This is a genomic window from Amycolatopsis samaneae, assembly GCF_039541975.1.
GTDB classification, from domain to species: Bacteria; Actinomycetota; Actinomycetes; order Mycobacteriales; family Pseudonocardiaceae; genus Amycolatopsis; species Amycolatopsis samaneae.
The window spans coordinates 120,457-135,990 of record NZ_BAABHG010000018.1 but is presented as its reverse complement, the minus strand read 5'-3'; the positions used below and the strand labels follow the sequence as shown (position 1 = coordinate 135,990).

At 68.3% G+C, this 15,534-nt stretch carries 15 protein-coding genes; 6 read left to right on the top strand and 9 right to left on the bottom strand.

What is annotated here, in order from left to right; translation table 11 throughout:
- Positions 1-4 precede the first annotated feature (4 nt).
- A complete protein-coding gene (locus ABD987_RS37240) occupies positions 5-649 on the bottom strand; it encodes a GNAT family N-acetyltransferase (RefSeq protein ID WP_345405590.1) in 645 nt (214 codons plus the stop codon).
- Between the two features lie 207 nt (positions 650-856).
- On the opposite strand from ABD987_RS37240, the gene ABD987_RS37235 reads away from it, so the two are divergent.
- Both ABD987_RS37235 and ABD987_RS37230 read left to right on the top strand, forming a co-directional pair.
- On the top strand, positions 857-2,176 hold the full coding sequence (locus ABD987_RS37235) for an aminotransferase-like domain-containing protein (protein WP_345405587.1): 1,320 nt from the start codon (positions 857-859) through the stop codon (positions 2,174-2,176).
- A gap of 40 nt (positions 2,177-2,216) precedes the next feature.
- Positions 2,217-3,167 (top strand): D-alanine--D-alanine ligase family protein, encoded by a 951-nt coding sequence (locus ABD987_RS37230; RefSeq protein ID WP_345405584.1) that lies wholly within the window; start codon positions 2,217-2,219, stop codon positions 3,165-3,167.
- 184 nt (positions 3,168-3,351) lie between these two features.
- Here the strand turns inward: ABD987_RS37230 and ABD987_RS37225 are convergent, their stop codons facing one another.
- The 8 genes from ABD987_RS37225 to rpmH all read right to left on the bottom strand — a co-directional run bounded on the left by ABD987_RS37225 (position 3,352) and on the right by rpmH (position 8,951).
- On the bottom strand, positions 3,352-4,365 hold the full coding sequence (locus tag ABD987_RS37225; protein WP_345405581.1) for a ParB/RepB/Spo0J family partition protein: 1,014 nt from the start codon (positions 4,363-4,365) through the stop codon (positions 3,352-3,354).
- Positions 4,362-5,288, bottom strand: coding sequence for a ParA family protein (locus ABD987_RS37220; RefSeq protein WP_345405578.1), 927 nt, complete (start codon positions 5,286-5,288; stop codon positions 4,362-4,364). The genes ABD987_RS37225 and ABD987_RS37220 overlap by 4 nt, the downstream gene beginning before the upstream one ends.
- Before the next feature lie 115 nt (positions 5,289-5,403).
- The gene (gene rsmG / locus ABD987_RS37215; RefSeq protein WP_345405575.1) at positions 5,404-6,084 is read right to left on the bottom strand and encodes a 16S rRNA (guanine(527)-N(7))-methyltransferase RsmG; all 681 of its coding nucleotides are present in this window, start codon (positions 6,082-6,084) and stop codon (positions 5,404-5,406) included.
- 226 nt (positions 6,085-6,310) lie between these two features.
- A complete protein-coding gene (locus ABD987_RS37210) occupies positions 6,311-6,865 on the bottom strand; it encodes a Jag family protein (protein WP_345405572.1) in 555 nt (184 codons plus the stop codon).
- 30 nt (positions 6,866-6,895) lie between these two features.
- Positions 6,896-8,032, bottom strand: coding sequence for a membrane protein insertase YidC (gene yidC / locus ABD987_RS37205; protein WP_345405569.1), 1,137 nt, complete (start codon positions 8,030-8,032; stop codon positions 6,896-6,898).
- Positions 8,033-8,036: 4 nt separating this feature from the next.
- Positions 8,037-8,354, bottom strand: a complete 318-nt coding sequence (yidD, locus tag ABD987_RS37200; protein ID WP_345405566.1) for a membrane protein insertion efficiency factor YidD — start codon at positions 8,352-8,354, stop codon at positions 8,037-8,039.
- Positions 8,355-8,359: 5 nt separating this feature from the next.
- A complete protein-coding gene (gene rnpA / locus ABD987_RS37195) occupies positions 8,360-8,788 on the bottom strand; it encodes a ribonuclease P protein component (protein WP_345405562.1) in 429 nt (142 codons plus the stop codon).
- Between the two features lie 19 nt (positions 8,789-8,807).
- Positions 8,808-8,951, bottom strand: a complete 144-nt coding sequence (rpmH, locus tag ABD987_RS37190; RefSeq protein ID WP_345405559.1) for a 50S ribosomal protein L34 — start codon at positions 8,949-8,951, stop codon at positions 8,808-8,810.
- Positions 8,952-9,548: 597 nt separating this feature from the next.
- Between rpmH and dnaA the strand changes: the two genes are divergently transcribed.
- The 4 genes from dnaA (at position 9,549) to recF (ending at position 15,314) form a co-directional block, all read left to right on the top strand.
- Positions 9,549-11,174 carry a chromosomal replication initiator protein DnaA gene (gene dnaA / locus ABD987_RS37185; protein WP_345405556.1) on the top strand — a complete coding sequence of 542 codons (1,626 nt, stop codon included), beginning with the start codon at positions 9,549-9,551 and terminating at the stop codon, positions 11,172-11,174.
- A gap of 915 nt (positions 11,175-12,089) precedes the next feature.
- Positions 12,090-13,223: a DNA polymerase III subunit beta gene (gene dnaN, locus ABD987_RS37180; protein WP_345405554.1), complete on the top strand. Its 1,134-nt coding sequence runs from the start codon at positions 12,090-12,092 to the stop codon at positions 13,221-13,223.
- A gap of 33 nt (positions 13,224-13,256) precedes the next feature.
- On the top strand, positions 13,257-14,147 hold the full coding sequence (gene gnd / locus ABD987_RS37175; protein ID WP_345405551.1) for a phosphogluconate dehydrogenase (NAD(+)-dependent, decarboxylating): 891 nt from the start codon (positions 13,257-13,259) through the stop codon (positions 14,145-14,147).
- A 12-nt stretch (positions 14,148-14,159) separates the two neighbouring features.
- A complete protein-coding gene (recF, locus tag ABD987_RS37170) occupies positions 14,160-15,314 on the top strand; it encodes a DNA replication/repair protein RecF (protein WP_345405548.1) in 1,155 nt (384 codons plus the stop codon).
- Positions 15,315-15,534 lie beyond the last annotated feature (220 nt).

Here is a 15,534-nt window from a genome sequence, read left to right as displayed (position 1 = left end):
GGCGCTACGCGCGCCCGAGGCTCGGTTCGGCGGTAGTGATGGTCACCTGGCCGAGCAGTCGCTCCAGCGCCGCCTCGACGTCTTCCTTCCAGCTGATCGCCGAACGCAGCTCCAGGCGCAGCCGAGGCCACTTCTTGTGCGGGCGGACGGTCTTGAACCCGACGCTCTGCAGGAAGCCCGCAGGCAGGACGCAGTCGTGGCCCGACGCCGGGTCCTCATCGTCCGGCGAGGCGTCGCCGAACGCCTCGATCGCCCGCACCCCGCGTTTCGTCAGGTCCTTCGCGACCGCCTGCACCAGCATCCGGCCGAGCCCGCCGCCGCGGAACTCCGGCAGCACGTGGAAGGCCGTCAGCAGGACCGCGTCCGCGCTCGGCGGCGACGTCGGGAAGGCGAGTGCGCGGGGGACCGCGTTCGGCGGGGCATAGAGCACGAACCCCACGGGGAGGGTGTCGCTGTAGACGATCCGGCCGCAGGAACCCCACTCCAGCAGGACGCTGGACACCCAGGCTTCCTTTTCCACCTCGGTGGCGCCGTACTCCTCGGCCTGCGCCGTGAGATGCGGCGCGACCTCCCAGTAGACACACCGGCGACAGCTCTTGGGCAGATGCTCCAGATTGTCCAGTGTGACGCCCACAACGCGACGCGACACCTGCGACCTCCCTGGATTGCCTCACCCGAAGGACTGACAATCGGCCGCTGACCTGCGAAAGAGCAGGGAGTACCGAAAGAGCCCCCTCTGAGGATAGGCCGATGTGACGAGGGCGGAAAGGGGAGGGGGCCCGAACGGACCCCGGTTACACTCGTTGGATCTACCAGCAGGTAGATCGAGACCGCCGAGCCCCGGGTGAATCCTCCGATGACCGAGAACCGCCCCGTCAAGCCGCATGTCGGCCGCCACAACCTCGACCCGCACCTGGAGCGATACGCCGCCCGCACCGCGGGAATGACCGCCTCGGAGATCCGAGCGTTGTTCGCGGTGGCCAGCAGGCCCGAGGTGGTCTCTCTCGCCGGTGGTATGCCCAACCTCGCCGCGCTCCCGCTCGACTCGCTGTCCGCCCAGGTCGCCGACATCATCGCCGAGGACGGGCTGGTCGCCCTCCAGTACGGTTCCGCGCACGGCGTGCCCGCGCTGCGCGACCAGATCTGCGAGATCATGGCGCTGGAGGGGATCAAGGCGCATCCGGACGACGTCGTGGTGACCGTCGGCTCCCAGATGGGCCTCGACATGGTCACCCGGCTGTTCTGCGACCCCGGCGACGTCGTGATCGCCGAGGGCCCGTCCTACGTGGGCGCGCTGGGCTCCTTCACGGCGTACCAGGCGAACGTCGTGCACGTCGCGATGGATGACGACGGCCTCGTTCCCGAGGGCCTTCGCGAAGCGCTCAAGCAGGCAGAGAAGGCCGGTCAGCGCGTCAAATTCCTTTACACCATCCCGAATTTCCACAACCCCGCCGGTGTCACGCTGGCCGTGGAGCGCCGCGCCGAGATCCTCGAGATCTGCCGCGCGCACGGGGTGCTCGTGGTCGAGGACAACCCGTACGGGCTGCTCGGTTTCGACGGCCAGACCTATCCCGCGCTGCGGTCCCTCGACCCCGAGAACGTCGTGTACCTCGGTTCGTTCTCCAAGACCTTCGCCTCGGGCCTGCGCGTCGGCTGGGTGCTCGCCCCGCACGCGGTGCGCGAAAAGCTCGTCCTGGCCGCGGAGTCGGCGACACTGTGCCCGCCCACCCTCAACCAGATGATCGTGTCGCGCTACCTCGCGACCCACGACTGGAAGGGCCAGATCAAGAAGTTCCGGGAGAACTACCGCGAACGCCGCGACGCGATGCTTTCCGGACTGGAGCAGTACCTTCCGTCCGGGTGCACCTGGACCAAGCCGGACGGCGGTTTCTACGTGTGGGTGACGGTCCCGGAAGGCGTCGATACCAAGGCGATGCTGCCGCGCGCGGTCACCGCCAGGGTCGCGTACGCGTCCGGCACCGGTTTCTACGCCGACGGTTTCGGCAGCCGTCAGATGCGGCTGTCGTACTGCTACCCGACGCCCGAGCGCATCCGGGAAGGCGTGCGCCGGCTCGCCTCGGTGCTGGAGTCCGAAATGGACCTCGCGCGCACCTTCGGTAGCGTGAACAGCCGCACGATCTCGGGGCCGCAGAGCCCATCTCCGGACACGGTCTGACCGGCCGCGCGTCCACGAACAGCGTCAAAGGAGTTCCACGGTGGTCGACCACACCGTTGCCGTGCTCGCCGGTGGGCTTTCGCACGAACGCGACGTCTCGCTCCGGTCCGGACGGCGGCTTTCCGCCGCCCTGCGAGCCGACGGGTTCACCGTGGAGGAGTGGGACACCGACAGCGGGCTGATGGATCGGTTGCGCTCCCATCGTCCCGACGCCGTCGTCGTCGCGTTGCACGGCGGCGAGGGCGAAAACGGCTCCGTGCAAACGATTCTGGAGATGCTGGACGTCCCGTTCGTCGGCACCAGCTCACAGGGCTGCCGCCGTACCTGGGACAAGCCGATCGCGAAGTCGTTGGTGGCCAAGGCCGGATTCACCACGCCGGACTGGATCGTGTTGCCCCACACCACTTTCCGCGAGCTCGGCGCGCAGGCCGTGCTGGACGCGATCGTGGAACGGCTCGGTCTGCCGCTGATCCTCAAGCCCGACCAGGGCGGCTCCGCGCTGGGCGCTCAGGTCGTCCGCGACGCCACCGAGCTGCCGGCCGCCATGGTCGGCTGCTTCGCCTACGGGGACACGGTGCTCGCGGAACGGTTCGTCAGCGGTGTCGAGGTGGCCGTGACGGTCGTCGAAGGGGAGAACGGACCCGAGGCCCTGCCCGCGGTCGAGATCGTCCCGGAGAACGGCGTCTACGACTACACCGCGCGCTACACGGCCGGGCTCACCGACTACTTCACCCCCGCGCGGATCTCGCCCGAAGCGACCGAGGCCGTCGGAAAGCTCGCGGTGTCCACGCACCAGCAACTCGGACTGCGGGACATCTCCCGTACCGACGCTGTGGTGACCGAGGACGGCATCCCGCACTTCCTCGCGGTGAACCTGTCGCCGGGGCTCACCGAGACGTCCACGGTGCCGATGGCCATGGAAGCGGCCGGGCATTCGCTGGGCTCGGTGTTCGGCGATCTCGTCATCCGCGCCATCCGCCGCGCGAGCTGACACCCACCGATACTGAACGACCATGAGCCGGGCGGCCTCCGCCCGGCTCTGTCGTTGGTGCCTCCGCGACCGCTCGCCCCGGTTTCGGAGCGGTACTTTTCGCGACCCGACACCCGATCACCTCAGGTGATCCCGTCTTCACCGCCAGGAACTGTCACCGTGACGAAAGACCCTGGGGTGATCCCTAGTCGGTTTCCGGTGTCTGTTTTGTCGTATTTTCGTCCATCAGCGCGACGATACGTTCAAGATCGTCCACCGACCCGAATTCGAGCACGATCCGGCCCTTGCGGCGGCCGAGGTCGACCTTGACCCGGGTGTCGAACCGGTCGGAGAGCCGGTTCGCCAGATCCTGGAGACCGGGAGCCTGCATCGGCTTGCGCGGCGCGGCCTTCGGCTTGGCCGGCTTCTCGCTCTTCTTGAGCGTGACCGCTTCCTCCGTCGCCCGGACCGACATGCCTTCCGCGACGATCCGAGCGGCGAGCTCTTCCTGACTTTCGGCGTCGTCCAACGACAACAACGCGCGGGCGTGCCCGGCGGACAGCACGCCCGCCGCGACGCGCCGCTGCACGGGGAGGGGGAGCTTCAACAGCCGGATGGTGTTGGTGATGACCGGGCGGCTGCGGCCGATCCGGCTCGCCAGCTCCTCATGGGTCACCGCGAACTCGTCGAGCAGCTGTTGATACGCGGCCGCCTCTTCCAGCGGGTTCAACTGCACCCGGTGGATGTTCTCCAGGAGCGCGTCCCGCAGCATCGACTCGTCGGCGGTCTGCCGGACGATCGCGGGGATCGCTTCCAGTTCGGCCTGCTGCGACGCACGGAGCCGCCGCTCGCCCATGACGAGTTCGTATTCGTCATCGCCGAGCTCGCGGACGACGATCGGCTGCATGAGGCCGAACTCGCGAATCGAGTGCTCGAGTTCGGCCAGTGCCTCTTCGTCGAAGACCTGACGCGGCTGCTTCGGGTTGGGCTTGATCGCACTGACCGGCACCTCGCGGTAGACCGCACCGGCGACCGCGCCGCCGTGGGAACCGGCTGCCCCGTTCGCCGCGAACCAGCCCGAGTCCTCCTTCGACCCGTCCGGGGTCTTGGCGGGCGCCGGGTCGGCGGGGGCGGACGGCGCCGGGCCGCCCGTGTTCGCCGGCCCGGTCGGGATCAGAGCGGCAAGCCCGCGACCGAGTCCTCCGCGTCGTTCAGTCATGAACCGTTTCCTCCTTGACCCAATGCGCCTCGCTCGGCGATCTCCCGCGCCGCGTCGACATAGCTCATGGCGCCCCGTGAACCGGGGTCGTAGGCGAGCACGGTCTGGCCGTACCCGGGCGCCTCGGAGACCTTCACGCTGCGCGGAATGACGGTCTTCAGCACGAGGTCGCCGAAGTGGTTACGCACCTCCTGCGTCACCTGGTCGGCCAGCTTCGTGCGGCCGTCGTACATGGTGAGCAGGATGGTCGAGACGCTGAGTTCGCGGTTCAGGTGCGCCTGGACGAGCTCGATGTTGCTCAGCAACTGACCCAGGCCCTCCAGCGCGTAGTACTCGCACTGGATCGGAATGAGAACTTCCTGGGCTGCCACCATCGCGTTGACGGTCAGCAGGCCGAGCGAGGGCGGGCAGTCGATGAACACGTAGTCGACGCCGATCTCGTCGAGGATCTCCGACGAGATCGCCTCCTTGAGCCGGGACTCCCGGGACGCCATCGACACCAGTTCGATCTCGGCACCGGCGAGATCGATGGTCGCGGGGACGCAGTAGAGATTGGGCGACTGCTCGCTGACCGCGGCCGCCTCGGCGAGGGACACCTCGCCGATGAGCACCTCGTAGATGGAGGGCGTCCCGGATCGATGGTCGACGTCCAGCGCGGTGCTGGCGTTGCCCTGGGGGTCGAGATCGACGACGAGCGTCTTGAGCCCGTGCACGGCCAGCGCCGCGGCCAGGTTCACCGTGCTGGTGGTCTTGCCGACGCCGCCCTTCTGGTTGGCGACGGTCAGCACGCGCCGGTGGGTGGGCCGGGGGAGCCCGCCTTCCTCCGGGTGCAGGACTCGCGCGGCACGGACGGCTTCCTCGGCGATCGGGGTCCAGGCCAGTTCGTGGCCGGTGTTCGCGGAGTCGGACGGTGGGGGAGTCACCGGTCTCGACACCTCCTCTGCATAGACGACTGGTTGACGTTCGCGCCGCGTCGCTTCACGTGGACGGTTTCACGTGGACCGTTTCACGTGGAACACAGCGGCCTGTTCTCCTGCGCTAACTCCTCCTGCCGCGTGACCGAGACGGCTTCGGCGGCAGGCGTTTGATCATCACGACCGTGCTGGGGACGTCGAGTACGTCGGCACCACAGGTGGCGACCACTGGATCGCCGCCGCCGAGCTTGCGGACGGCAGCGCGGTCCCGTTCGATCTCCGCCGCGACGCTCGCCCCCTTGAGGGCGACCAGGGATCCTTCGGGACGAGCGAGAGGGAGGCACCAGGCGGCGAGCCGGGCAAGCGGGGCGACCGCACGAGCCGTGACGACGTCCGCGCCGCTCAGCTCCTGAAGCACGGCCCGCTCCTCCGCGCGTCCTCGGACGACGGTGATCGGAAGTTCCAGCTTCTCGACGACCTCGGCCAGCCAGTCGGTCCGGCGGGCCATCGGTTCGAGGAGAACAATATCCAGGTCCGGCCGAGCGATGGCGAGCGGCACTCCCGGGAAGCCCGCGCCCGATCCGACGTCCACCACGCGAGCCCCTTGTGGGACGTGCTCGTCGATGACCGCGGAGTTGAGGACGTGCCGATCCCAGAGACGGTCGACCTCCCGGGGTCCGATGAGCCCACGCTCGACGCCGTGGCTCTCCAGGAGTTCGACGTAGGTCGCCGCTTGGTCGACGTGGTCGCCGAACACCCGAGTCGCTGCCGTACGCACCGCGGAAGCGACGCCGTCCAAGCTCACTACATCCACTCCTTGTCTGCCGCGTTTCACGTGAAACGCGCTCGGCTGATTGTCCCTGATGCCGCGACCAAATCGAGTCGACAGACCGCAACTGTGGACAAGTCCACTCCGCGAGCGGAGTCGACGCTGAGTTTCACGTGAAACACAGCGATGTAATTCTGCTCCCGAAAACAGAGAAGCGGCCCGCCGGATCCGGCGGGCCGCTTCTCGAAGAGCAGTGCTGCTGTCAGGACACCGGGAAGATCACCACGCGCCGCTTCGGGTCTTCGCCCTCACTCTCGCTCGTGACACCCGAAACCGTCGCGACGGCGTCGTGCACCACCTTGCGCTCGAACGGGCTCATCGGCTGAAGCCGGACGCGCTCGCCACTCGACAACACCGTCTCCGCGGTCGACCGGCCGAGTTCGCGAAGCTCCTCGCGACGGTCCGCGCGCCACCCCGCGATGTCGAGCATCAACCGGCTACGCGATCCGGTCTCCTGCTGCACCGCGAGCCGGGTCAGCTCCTGGAGCGCCTCGAGCACCGTGCCCCGCGGGCCGACGAGCTTCTCGAGATCCTCACCGCCGTCGATGCTCACGATCGCCCGGCCGGCCTCCACGTCGAGATCGATGTCCCCGTCGTAGTCCAACAGGTCAAGCAACCGCTCCAGGTAGTCACCGGCGATGTCGCCCTCCCGCACGAGGACGTCGTCGTCAGTACCTCCCGCCTGCTCCGCGTTCTCCGGTTCCCCGGTGGCCGCGTCGTCCTGATCGGCGTCGATCGTCTCGATCGTCTCCGACATCATTCGTCTCCTCTCCGAACCGGCTCGGCGTCAGCGACGCTTCCGGCCCGACTTCCTGGTCGAGTCTTTGATGAGGCCCGGCACGCCGGTGCCGTTGTCCTTCGCGCCGTTCGAACTGTCGCCGTCCTCACTCGCGGGCTTGGTGTCCGCCTCCGGTGTGGTGTCGGCCGGCTTGTTCTTCTCCGTCGCGGAAGTGGTCTGTGCGAAGCCCTGCGGGGACCCGGCCTTCGTGACCTTCTTCTGGCCGCCGTTGTTCGCCTGGTTCTTCTTCTGCTGGACCGGCTTCTGGCCCGGGCGGGGAGCGGTCGGCTTCTGACCCGGCTTCGGGCCGAGCGAGGCGCGCTTCTCCTTGGCCTCGGTCTTGCGCTGCTCGTCTTCCTTGTCGATCTTCGTGTAGACGACGCGCTGCTGCATCAGCGTCCAGCCGTTGTTCGCCAGCCAGTAGAAGAGGAGGCCGAGCGGGAACAGCGCACCGAAGACGATCACACCGAGCGGGAAGATGTACATCGTCAGCTTGTTCATGATCGCGGTCTGCGGGGTGGCCGACTCCGGGTTCTGCCGGGAGACCGAGTGCCGCGCGGTGAGGTGCGTGGCGATACCGGCGACGATCATCAGCGGGATGGCGACGGGGGCCACGTTCCAGTGCCAGCCCGACGCGCCACTGCCGCCGATCGCGGTGACGCCGTTGTGGATGGCCTCGCCCAGCTTGACCCCGAAGAGCTTCGCCTGGTTGTACGACTCGACGTCGTGCTGGCTGAAGAAGTAGTTCTCGGTCTTCGGCGAGCCGTCCGCCGGCATGTGGCTGAACGCGCGGAGGACCCAGTTCAGACCGATGAAGACGGGGATCTGCAGCAGCATCGGCAGGCAGCTGCCGAGCGGGTTGACACCGTGCTCCTTCTGGAGCTTCTGCATCTCCATCGCCTGGCGCTGGCGATCGTTCGCGTACTTCTTCTGGATCTTCTTCATTTCCGGCGCGAAGTCCTGCATGCGCTTCATCGACCGGACCTGGTTGACCATCGGCTTGAACATGATGCCGCGGACGGTGAACGTCAGGAAGATGATGCCGAGGATCCAGGAGATCGCCGTGGCTTCCCCGAAGACGAACCCGAAGACCTTGTGCCAACACCACAAGATGAAGGACACGGGGTAGTAGATGAAGTCGAGCACTGAGCTACTCCTCGATCGGTGTTTCAGGTCTGCGGTATCGCCACGAGAACGTCTCGGGCACCGGATCGCGGCCGGGCGGGGTCCACGGGCCGCAGCGCAGCAGCCGGCGCAGCGCGAGGTAGGAGCCGCGCCCGGCACCGAACCGGGTCAGGGCTTCGACCGCGTACGTGCTGCAGCTCGGATAGAACCGGCAAGCCGGTGGCAAGAAGGGGGAGATCGCCTTCCGATAGAGCTTGATCGGAAGCAGCAGCACCCAGGCGACCGGTCCGGGACGGGGTCCACCGGGACGTTCGTCAGTGCTGGTTCGCGTACTCGCTGGCATACCGTTCACACCGCTGATTCGTGGTCGGGGGCCGCGTCCTCGGGACGCGTCTGCCTGGGGACACCATCCCCGGCCGACCGGCGGGACGGCAGCAGTCCGAGCCTGCGCAGTGCCGCGTCGAGATCGGCACCGAGTTCCGCGCTGGACGCGTCCGCCGCCGGAGGTAATGCCCTAACGACCAACGCACTCCCGGCGGGCAGGGTTCCGAGCCGGGCAGCGACGAGATGACGCAACCGGCGGGTGACCCGGTGGCGCACCACCGAATTCCCGACGGCCTTGCTCACCACAAAACCCGCCCTGGCCGCCGTGACGGCCTCGGACGGGTCCGTGGTCAACGCGTGGACGACGAGGCGACGCTTGCCTGCCCTGGATCCGCGGCGAAGAACTACGCGGAAGTCCTCACTCCGCCGCAAACGGGCGGCGGCAGGCAGCATGACGTGCCTCGACGCGGTCTCAGGCGGACAGCTCGGCGCGGCCCTTGCGACGACGGGCCGCCAAGATGGCCCGGCCGGCACGGGTCCGCATGCGCAGCCGGAACCCGTGGACCCGGGCGCGTCGGCGGTTGTTCGGCTGGAAGGTGCGCTTACCCTTGCTCACTGCTTCTCCTGTATCTCGGCCGTCGGACGACGGTTTCTGTTCACCGCCGCCTGGCGTGTCGTGCGGGCGCACGGCAGTCTCTGGTGTCTCCTACCAACGTGTGTCCTCGTCACGTCGAGCAACGACAACGTGGGCACGCGAAACGCACCCATCGCATACGGGAGACCTTACGAGGGTACGCACCCCGGCCGGGCGGCCCGCAGGCACCCCCTTCGCCACGCACCGCGATCACCCCTGCCGGTACGGTCGGGGCAGGCACGCGCCATCGAATGGCAACACGCCGTACACCGTGAAATGCTTGCGCCCGAGCATGCCTTGTGGCATCGGGCGGGGCTTGTTAGCGTGCCTCTTTCGGGTCACCGGTCGAGGTGCACGGCGAGCGCGCCGCCGGGTGTGGAGGTACCCACCGGCGTTATGGAGAGCCCGCAGGTGGCGTGGCCGCGGGCCGCCGTACATTAGTGCACAGCTGTGGACAACTATGTGGATACTTGCTGTGCCGGTGAGCAGACCGGTCCAAGATGACGCTCGATGGAGTGACCGGGGCGTGCTTGGGGGGATTTCGCCGTACACGCCGACGAGGGGAGGGGAGCCAGACAGGTGTCCGAGCACCAGCACAATCTAGGCGTCATCTGGGAGCAGGTGGTCCGGGAGCTGTCCGACGGGACCCTCTCACCGCAGCAGCGAGCCTGGATGCGCGTCACCCGGCCGATCGGCCTGCTCGACGGCACCGCGCTGCTCGCCGCCCCCAGTGATTTCGCGAAGGAAGCCATCGAACGCGCCCTGCGTGGCGCGATCACCGAAGCCCTCTCGCGTCGGCTCGGCCGCGCGGTCTCCCTCGCGGTGAAGGTCGACAGCGCGGAGCCGGTGGCTCCCGCGCCGCCCCGCTACGCGCCACCCACTCGGGTGGAAAACGGATCAGGGCCCGCACCCGAGCCGGCGATGCCCGACACCGCGATGCGCGCGCCCGCCCGGCCGGCGCGCCCGGAGCCGACGCCGCCGCCGATGCCCGCCCCGATGCCTCCGCACCAGCAACCGGCGAATCCCGCCGCGGCGGCCGAGGAGTCGGACGACGAAGAGGTGGACGAGGAAGGCGAGGCACTCGCCGCCGTCCACGAGATCTGGCCTACCTTCTCCGGTCAGCCGATCGCGGGCCAGCCGTACACCGCGCCCGCGCAGCCGCAGACGTCGAAGACGAAGCTGAACGAGAAGTACAACTTCGACACGTTCGTCATCGGCGCCTCCAACCGCTTCGCGCACGCGGCCGCGGTCGCCGTCGCCGAGGCGCCGGCCCGCGCGTACAACCCGCTGTTCATCTGGGGCGAGTCCGGGCTGGGCAAGACCCACCTGCTGCACGCGGTCGGGCACTACGCGCAACGGCTGTTCCCCGGCATGCGCGTCCGCTACGTCTCGACCGAAGAGTTCACCAACGACTTCATCAACTCGCTGCGCGACGACCGCAAGGTCGCGTTCCAGCGGCGGTACCGCGACATCGACATCCTGCTGGTCGACGACATCCAGTTCCTGGAGGGCAAGGAAGGTACCCAGGAAGAGTTCTTCCACACCTTCAACACCCTCCACAACGCGAACAAGCAGATCGTCGTCTCCTCCGACCGGCCGCCCAAGCGGCTGGAGACCCTGGAGGACCGGCTTCGCACGCGGTTTGAGTGGGGGCTGATCACCGACATCCAGCCGCCCGAGCTGGAGACCCGGATCGCGATCCTGCGCAAGAAGGCCGCACAGGACCGGCTCGCGGTGCCGGGCGAGGTCCTGGAGTTCATCGCCTCGCGCGTCGAGGCGAACATCCGCGAGCTCGAAGGGGCGCTGATCCGCGTCACCGCGTTCGCCTCGCTGAACCAGCAGCCGGTCGACGTCGGTCTCGCCGAGATCGTCCTGCGGGACCTCATCCCGGACTCGCACACGCCGGAGATCACCGCGCCGACCATCATGGGCGTCACCGCGGAGTTCTTCGACGTGACGCTCGACGACCTCTGCGGCCCCGGCAAGACGAAGGCGCTCGCCACCGCGCGGCAGATCGCGATGTACCTCTGCCGCGAGCTGACCGAGATGTCGCTGCCGAAGATCGGGCAGACCTTCGGCGGCCGCGACCACACGACGGTCATGCACGCGGACAAGAAGATCCGCAAGGAGATGGCCGAGCGGCGCCGCATCTACGACCAGGTCCAGGAACTGACCTCGCGGATCAAGCAGCGCGCACGCCAGTAGTTCTTCCCGCTCTTCTCACGGCTTCGGGGCGTCCACGACTCAGGTGGGCGCCCCGAAGCCGTTCTTGTCACGTATCCAGCGTCGTGAGCGCGAATGCCGTGTGCGCAAGGACGTACGCCTTCTCTCGCTGCTTCACGCGCGTACGGCCGTGTACATGCGCGAAGCAGCGACGCGATCTGAAGCACACTTCGCCACGTACGCAAAACCGTTGATACACAAGGGAGTTTCCCCATGCTGTGGGCACTTTGCCCACAGTGCCAACGAATCTCTCAGCTGCGACGACGCGGGTTTCGTCCACAATGCACTCACAAGCAGTCCACAGTGCATCCACAGTGTTGCCCACACCGATTCCACAGGTTGCCCACACTCGATACACATCCCGCGTCAGCCACTCATCCGGGCGATTCGGGTCACGCCGCACGCGCACATCCCCTGGGTACAACTCGGTGCACAGCTGGGGATAGACCTGGGGACAACTGGGGCTGGCTGTGGACGAATCGGGGGCCGCTCGAATCCATCCACCGATCGCCCGATTCATCCACCGAACCGCCACCAGGGCTCTCCACACCCTCGCCCTCGCTCCGACCTGCGCGAACGAGCTGTGTCCACACAATCCACAACGCCTACTACTGCTACTGCCCTTAGATCTTTTTAAGAAGGGAACAAAACAAAAACAGGCGGCGGACGAATCTGGGGACAGCCGGTGAACTGTGTCGCTTTGTCGACAAATCGAAGGGGAGGCCGAGGTGACGGCCACGCCGCTGACGGCCTAACGTGGATGCCTGCACCTGGTCCGCGTCGAACGCCGTCCCGGTGCGGGGGTAGGGAGCAGAGGCGAGGTCGCCTGCGCGGGCGCAGGTGTTCCCCGACGACCTTCACGAGCCGCAGGGGCTCGGCTGTCGAAAGGATGCGCGCATGAAGATCCGCGTCGAGCGCGACGGGCTCGCCGACGCCGTCGCGTGGGTGGCGAGAAGCCTCCCGTCCCGGCCTCCGGTACCGGTGCTGGGCGGTGTCCTGCTCGACGCGGGGTCGGACGGGGCGGCGGACGCGCTCACGGTTTCCGGCTTCGACTACGAGGTCTCCGCGACGGTCGGGGTCCCGGCCACCATCGCCGACGGCGGCCGCCTGCTCGTCTCCGGCCGCCTCCTGGCCGACATCACCAAGGCGCTGCCCGCGCAGCCGGTCGAGATCTCGGTCGACGGCGCCCGCGCGACGATCACCTGCGGCAGCGCCCGCTTCAGCCTGCCGACCATGCCGGTCGAGGACTACCCGCAGCTGCCGTCCCAGCCCGCGTACGCCGGTGAGCTCGCCGGTGACGCCTTCGGCCAGGCGGTCACCCAGGTCGTCGTCGCGGCCGGCAAGGACGACACCCTGCCGATGCTGACCGGGATGCGGCTGGAGATCTCCGGCGACAAGCTCACGCTGGTGGCCACCGACCGCTTCCGGCTCGCGATGCGCGAGTTCACCTGGCAGCCCGCCGAGGGCCTCGCCGATGCCGCGGTGCTCGTCCCCGCGCGGACCCTCGCCGAGGCCGCCAAGACGCTCGGCGCGAGCGGCGCCACGATCCGGCTCGCGCTCGCCAGCGGCGACGGTCTCCTCGGCCTCTCCGGTGCCGGTCGCTACACCACCACCCGGCTGCTGGACGCGGAGTTCCCGCCGTACCGCCAGCTGCTTCCGGCCAGTCACTCCTCGCGGGCGATCATCGAGGTCTCCGCGCTCGCCGAGTCGATCAAGCGTGTGTCGCTCGTCGCCGAGCGCGGCACGCAGGTGCGGCTGGAGTTCGCGGACGGCTCGCTGCGGCTGTCCGCCGGCGGCGACGACGAGGGCAGCGCGGAAGAAGAGCTGCAGGTCGACTACGAGGGCGAGCCGGTCACCATCGCGTTCAACCCCGGCTACCTCGTCGACGGTCTCGGCGCGCTGCACGCGGATCGCGCCGAGCTGACGTTCACCACGCCGAACCGTCCCGCGCTCATCAAGCCCGCCGACGCCGAGGGCAACGTCGTCCCCGGCTACCTCTACCTCCTGATGCCGGTCCGCCTGCCCGGCTGACCCGCTTCTTCGTTAGTACGTAAGGGGAACTCCATGGTTCAGCTGGGTCTGATCGGCCTCGGCAAGATGGGCTTCAACATGCGTGAGCGGCTGCGCACGGCCGGTCACGAGGTGGTCGGGTACGACCGCAACCCCGAGGTGACCGACTCGACGTCGCTCGCCGACCTGGTGTCCAAACTGGACGGTCCGAGGATCGTCTGGGTGATGGTGCCAGCCGGTGACCCGACGCGGCAGACGATCACCGAGCTGAGCGAGCTGCTGTCCGAGGGCGATCTCGTGATCGACGGCGGCAACTCGAAGTACACCGACGACAAGCTCAACGCCGACCTGCTCGCCGCGAAGAAGATCGGGTACCTCGACTGCGGGGTGTCCGGTGGCGTGTGGGGCAAGGACAACGGCTACGGCCTGATGGTCGGCGGCGCGGCCGCCGACGTCGCCCGCGCGATGCCGATCTTCGACTCGCTGCGTCCGGAGGGGCCGCGCGAAGAGGGCTTCTCGCACGCGGGTGCGGTCGGTGCCGGGCACTACGCGAAGATGATCCACAACGGCATCGAGTACGGCATGATGCAGGCCTTCGCCGAGGGCTTCGAGCTGCTCGAAGCCGCGAAGGTCGTGGAGGACGTGCCCGCGGTGATCAAGGGCTGGCAGCGGGGGACCGTGGTCCGCTCGTGGCTGCTCGATCTGCTGGTCCGCGCGCTCGACGAGGATCCGGAGCTGGACGACCTCGAAGGCTACGTCGAGGATTCCGGTGAAGGCCGGTGGACGCTGGAGGAGGCGATCGACCACGCCGTCCCGGCGCCGGTTCTCTCCGCCGCGTTGTTCGCGCGCTTCGCTTCGCGCCAGCAGCAGTCGCCCGCGATGCGGGCCGTGGCCGCGCTGCGCAACCAGTTCGGCGGGCACGCCGTGAAGAAGGTCGGCGGCTAGGTCTGGGGAGTTTTGTACCTGAGACATCTCCAGGTCACCGACTTCCGGTCCTGGGAGCAGGCCGATCTCGCGCTCGAACCGGGGCCGACCGTGCTGGTCGGCCAGAACGGCCGGGGCAAGACGAACCTGCTGGAAGCGATCGGCTACGTCGCGACGCTGGGCTCGCACCGCGTCGCGACCGACGCCCCGCTCATCCGGCACGGGTGTGAACGCGCGCTGGTGCGGGTCGCGGTGGTCAACGACGACCGCGAACTGACCGTCGAGCTGGAGATCACCGCCGGGCGGGCCAATCGCGCCAGGGTCAACCGCGGCGCGGTCGGCAAGCCGAGGGACGTGCTCGGGATCCTGCGTACGGTGCTGTTCTCGCCGGAGGACCTGTCGCTCGTCCGGGGTGACCCGAGCGAGCGTCGCCGGTTCCTCGACGAGCTTCTCGTGCTGCGCGCACCGAGGTATGCCGGTGTCCGCGCCGACTACGAGAAGGTGCTCAAGCAGCGCAACGCCCTGCTCAAGACCGCGGGGAAACGACGTACCGGCCGTGAGGACCCGTACGCGTTGTCGACCCTCGACGTCTGGGATGACCACCTCGCGGTCGCGGGCGCGGAGTTGCTGGCCGCGCGGCTCAACCTCGTCGCTGACCTGGCGCCATACGCGGCGTCCGCGTACATGGGGGTCGCACCGGATTCGCGTCCGGCGAAGATCGCGTACCGGTCTTCGCTCGGCGAAGCGCTTCCCGCCGGGTACGGCGTACCGGGTGAGGCGCGTGCCGATCCGGAAGTGCTCAAGGGTGTGCTGCTCACCGCGATGGGCGAGGCCAGGACGGCCGAGCTGGAACGAGGGGTGAGCATGGTCGGCCCGCACCGGGACGAGCTCGAACTCGTGCTGGGTGAGGCGCCGGCGAAGGGGTACGCGAGCCACGGCGAGTCGTGGTCGTTCGCCCTCGCGCTGCGACTGGGAAGTTACGAACTCCTGCGTGGCGAAGCCGGGGAGCCGGTGCTCCTGCTGGATGATGTGTTCGCCGAGCTGGACCGTAAGCGCCGGTCCCGGCTCGCCGAAGTGGCGGCGGGCGCCGAACAGGTGCTGGTGACCGCCGCCGTCGACGAGGACGTGCCCGCTGAGCTGGACGGATGCCGGTTCTCCGTGGCGGAGGGCGAGGTCAAGCGTGCCTGAAAACCCCGAAACACCGGCTAGCCGACCACGCGGGGTGACCGGCGCCACAGCGGTTACCCACCTTTCTGGGGATAAACCTGTGGACAGTGTGGATAACACCGTGAACGCGTTATCGCCCCGCGTGACCGAACGGCCGGATGAGGGGCTTGACATCCCTCGGACCGGTGTTCGCCCCAGTGGCGAGCAAACTCCTGGTACGCAGCGTGAGAACGGCGCTGCG

Coding starts and splice junctions, on each gene's coding strand:
- ABD987_RS37235 (WP_345405587.1), top strand. CDS start 857: ATGACCGAGAACCGCCCCGTCAAGCCGCATGTCGGCCGCCACAACCTC.
- ABD987_RS37225 (WP_345405581.1), bottom strand. CDS start 4,365: ATGACTGAACGACGCGGAGGACTCGGTCGCGGGCTTGCCGCTCTGATC.
- ABD987_RS37210 (WP_345405572.1), bottom strand. CDS start 6,865: ATGTCGGAGACGATCGAGACGATCGACGCCGATCAGGACGACGCGGCC.
- yidD (WP_345405566.1), bottom strand. CDS start 8,354: ATGCCAGCGAGTACGCGAACCAGCACTGACGAACGTCCCGGTGGACCC.
- rnpA (WP_345405562.1), bottom strand. CDS start 8,788: ATGCTGCCTGCCGCCGCCCGTTTGCGGCGGAGTGAGGACTTCCGCGTA.
- dnaN (WP_345405554.1), top strand. CDS start 12,090: ATGAAGATCCGCGTCGAGCGCGACGGGCTCGCCGACGCCGTCGCGTGG.
- gnd (WP_345405551.1), top strand. CDS start 13,257: ATGGTTCAGCTGGGTCTGATCGGCCTCGGCAAGATGGGCTTCAACATG.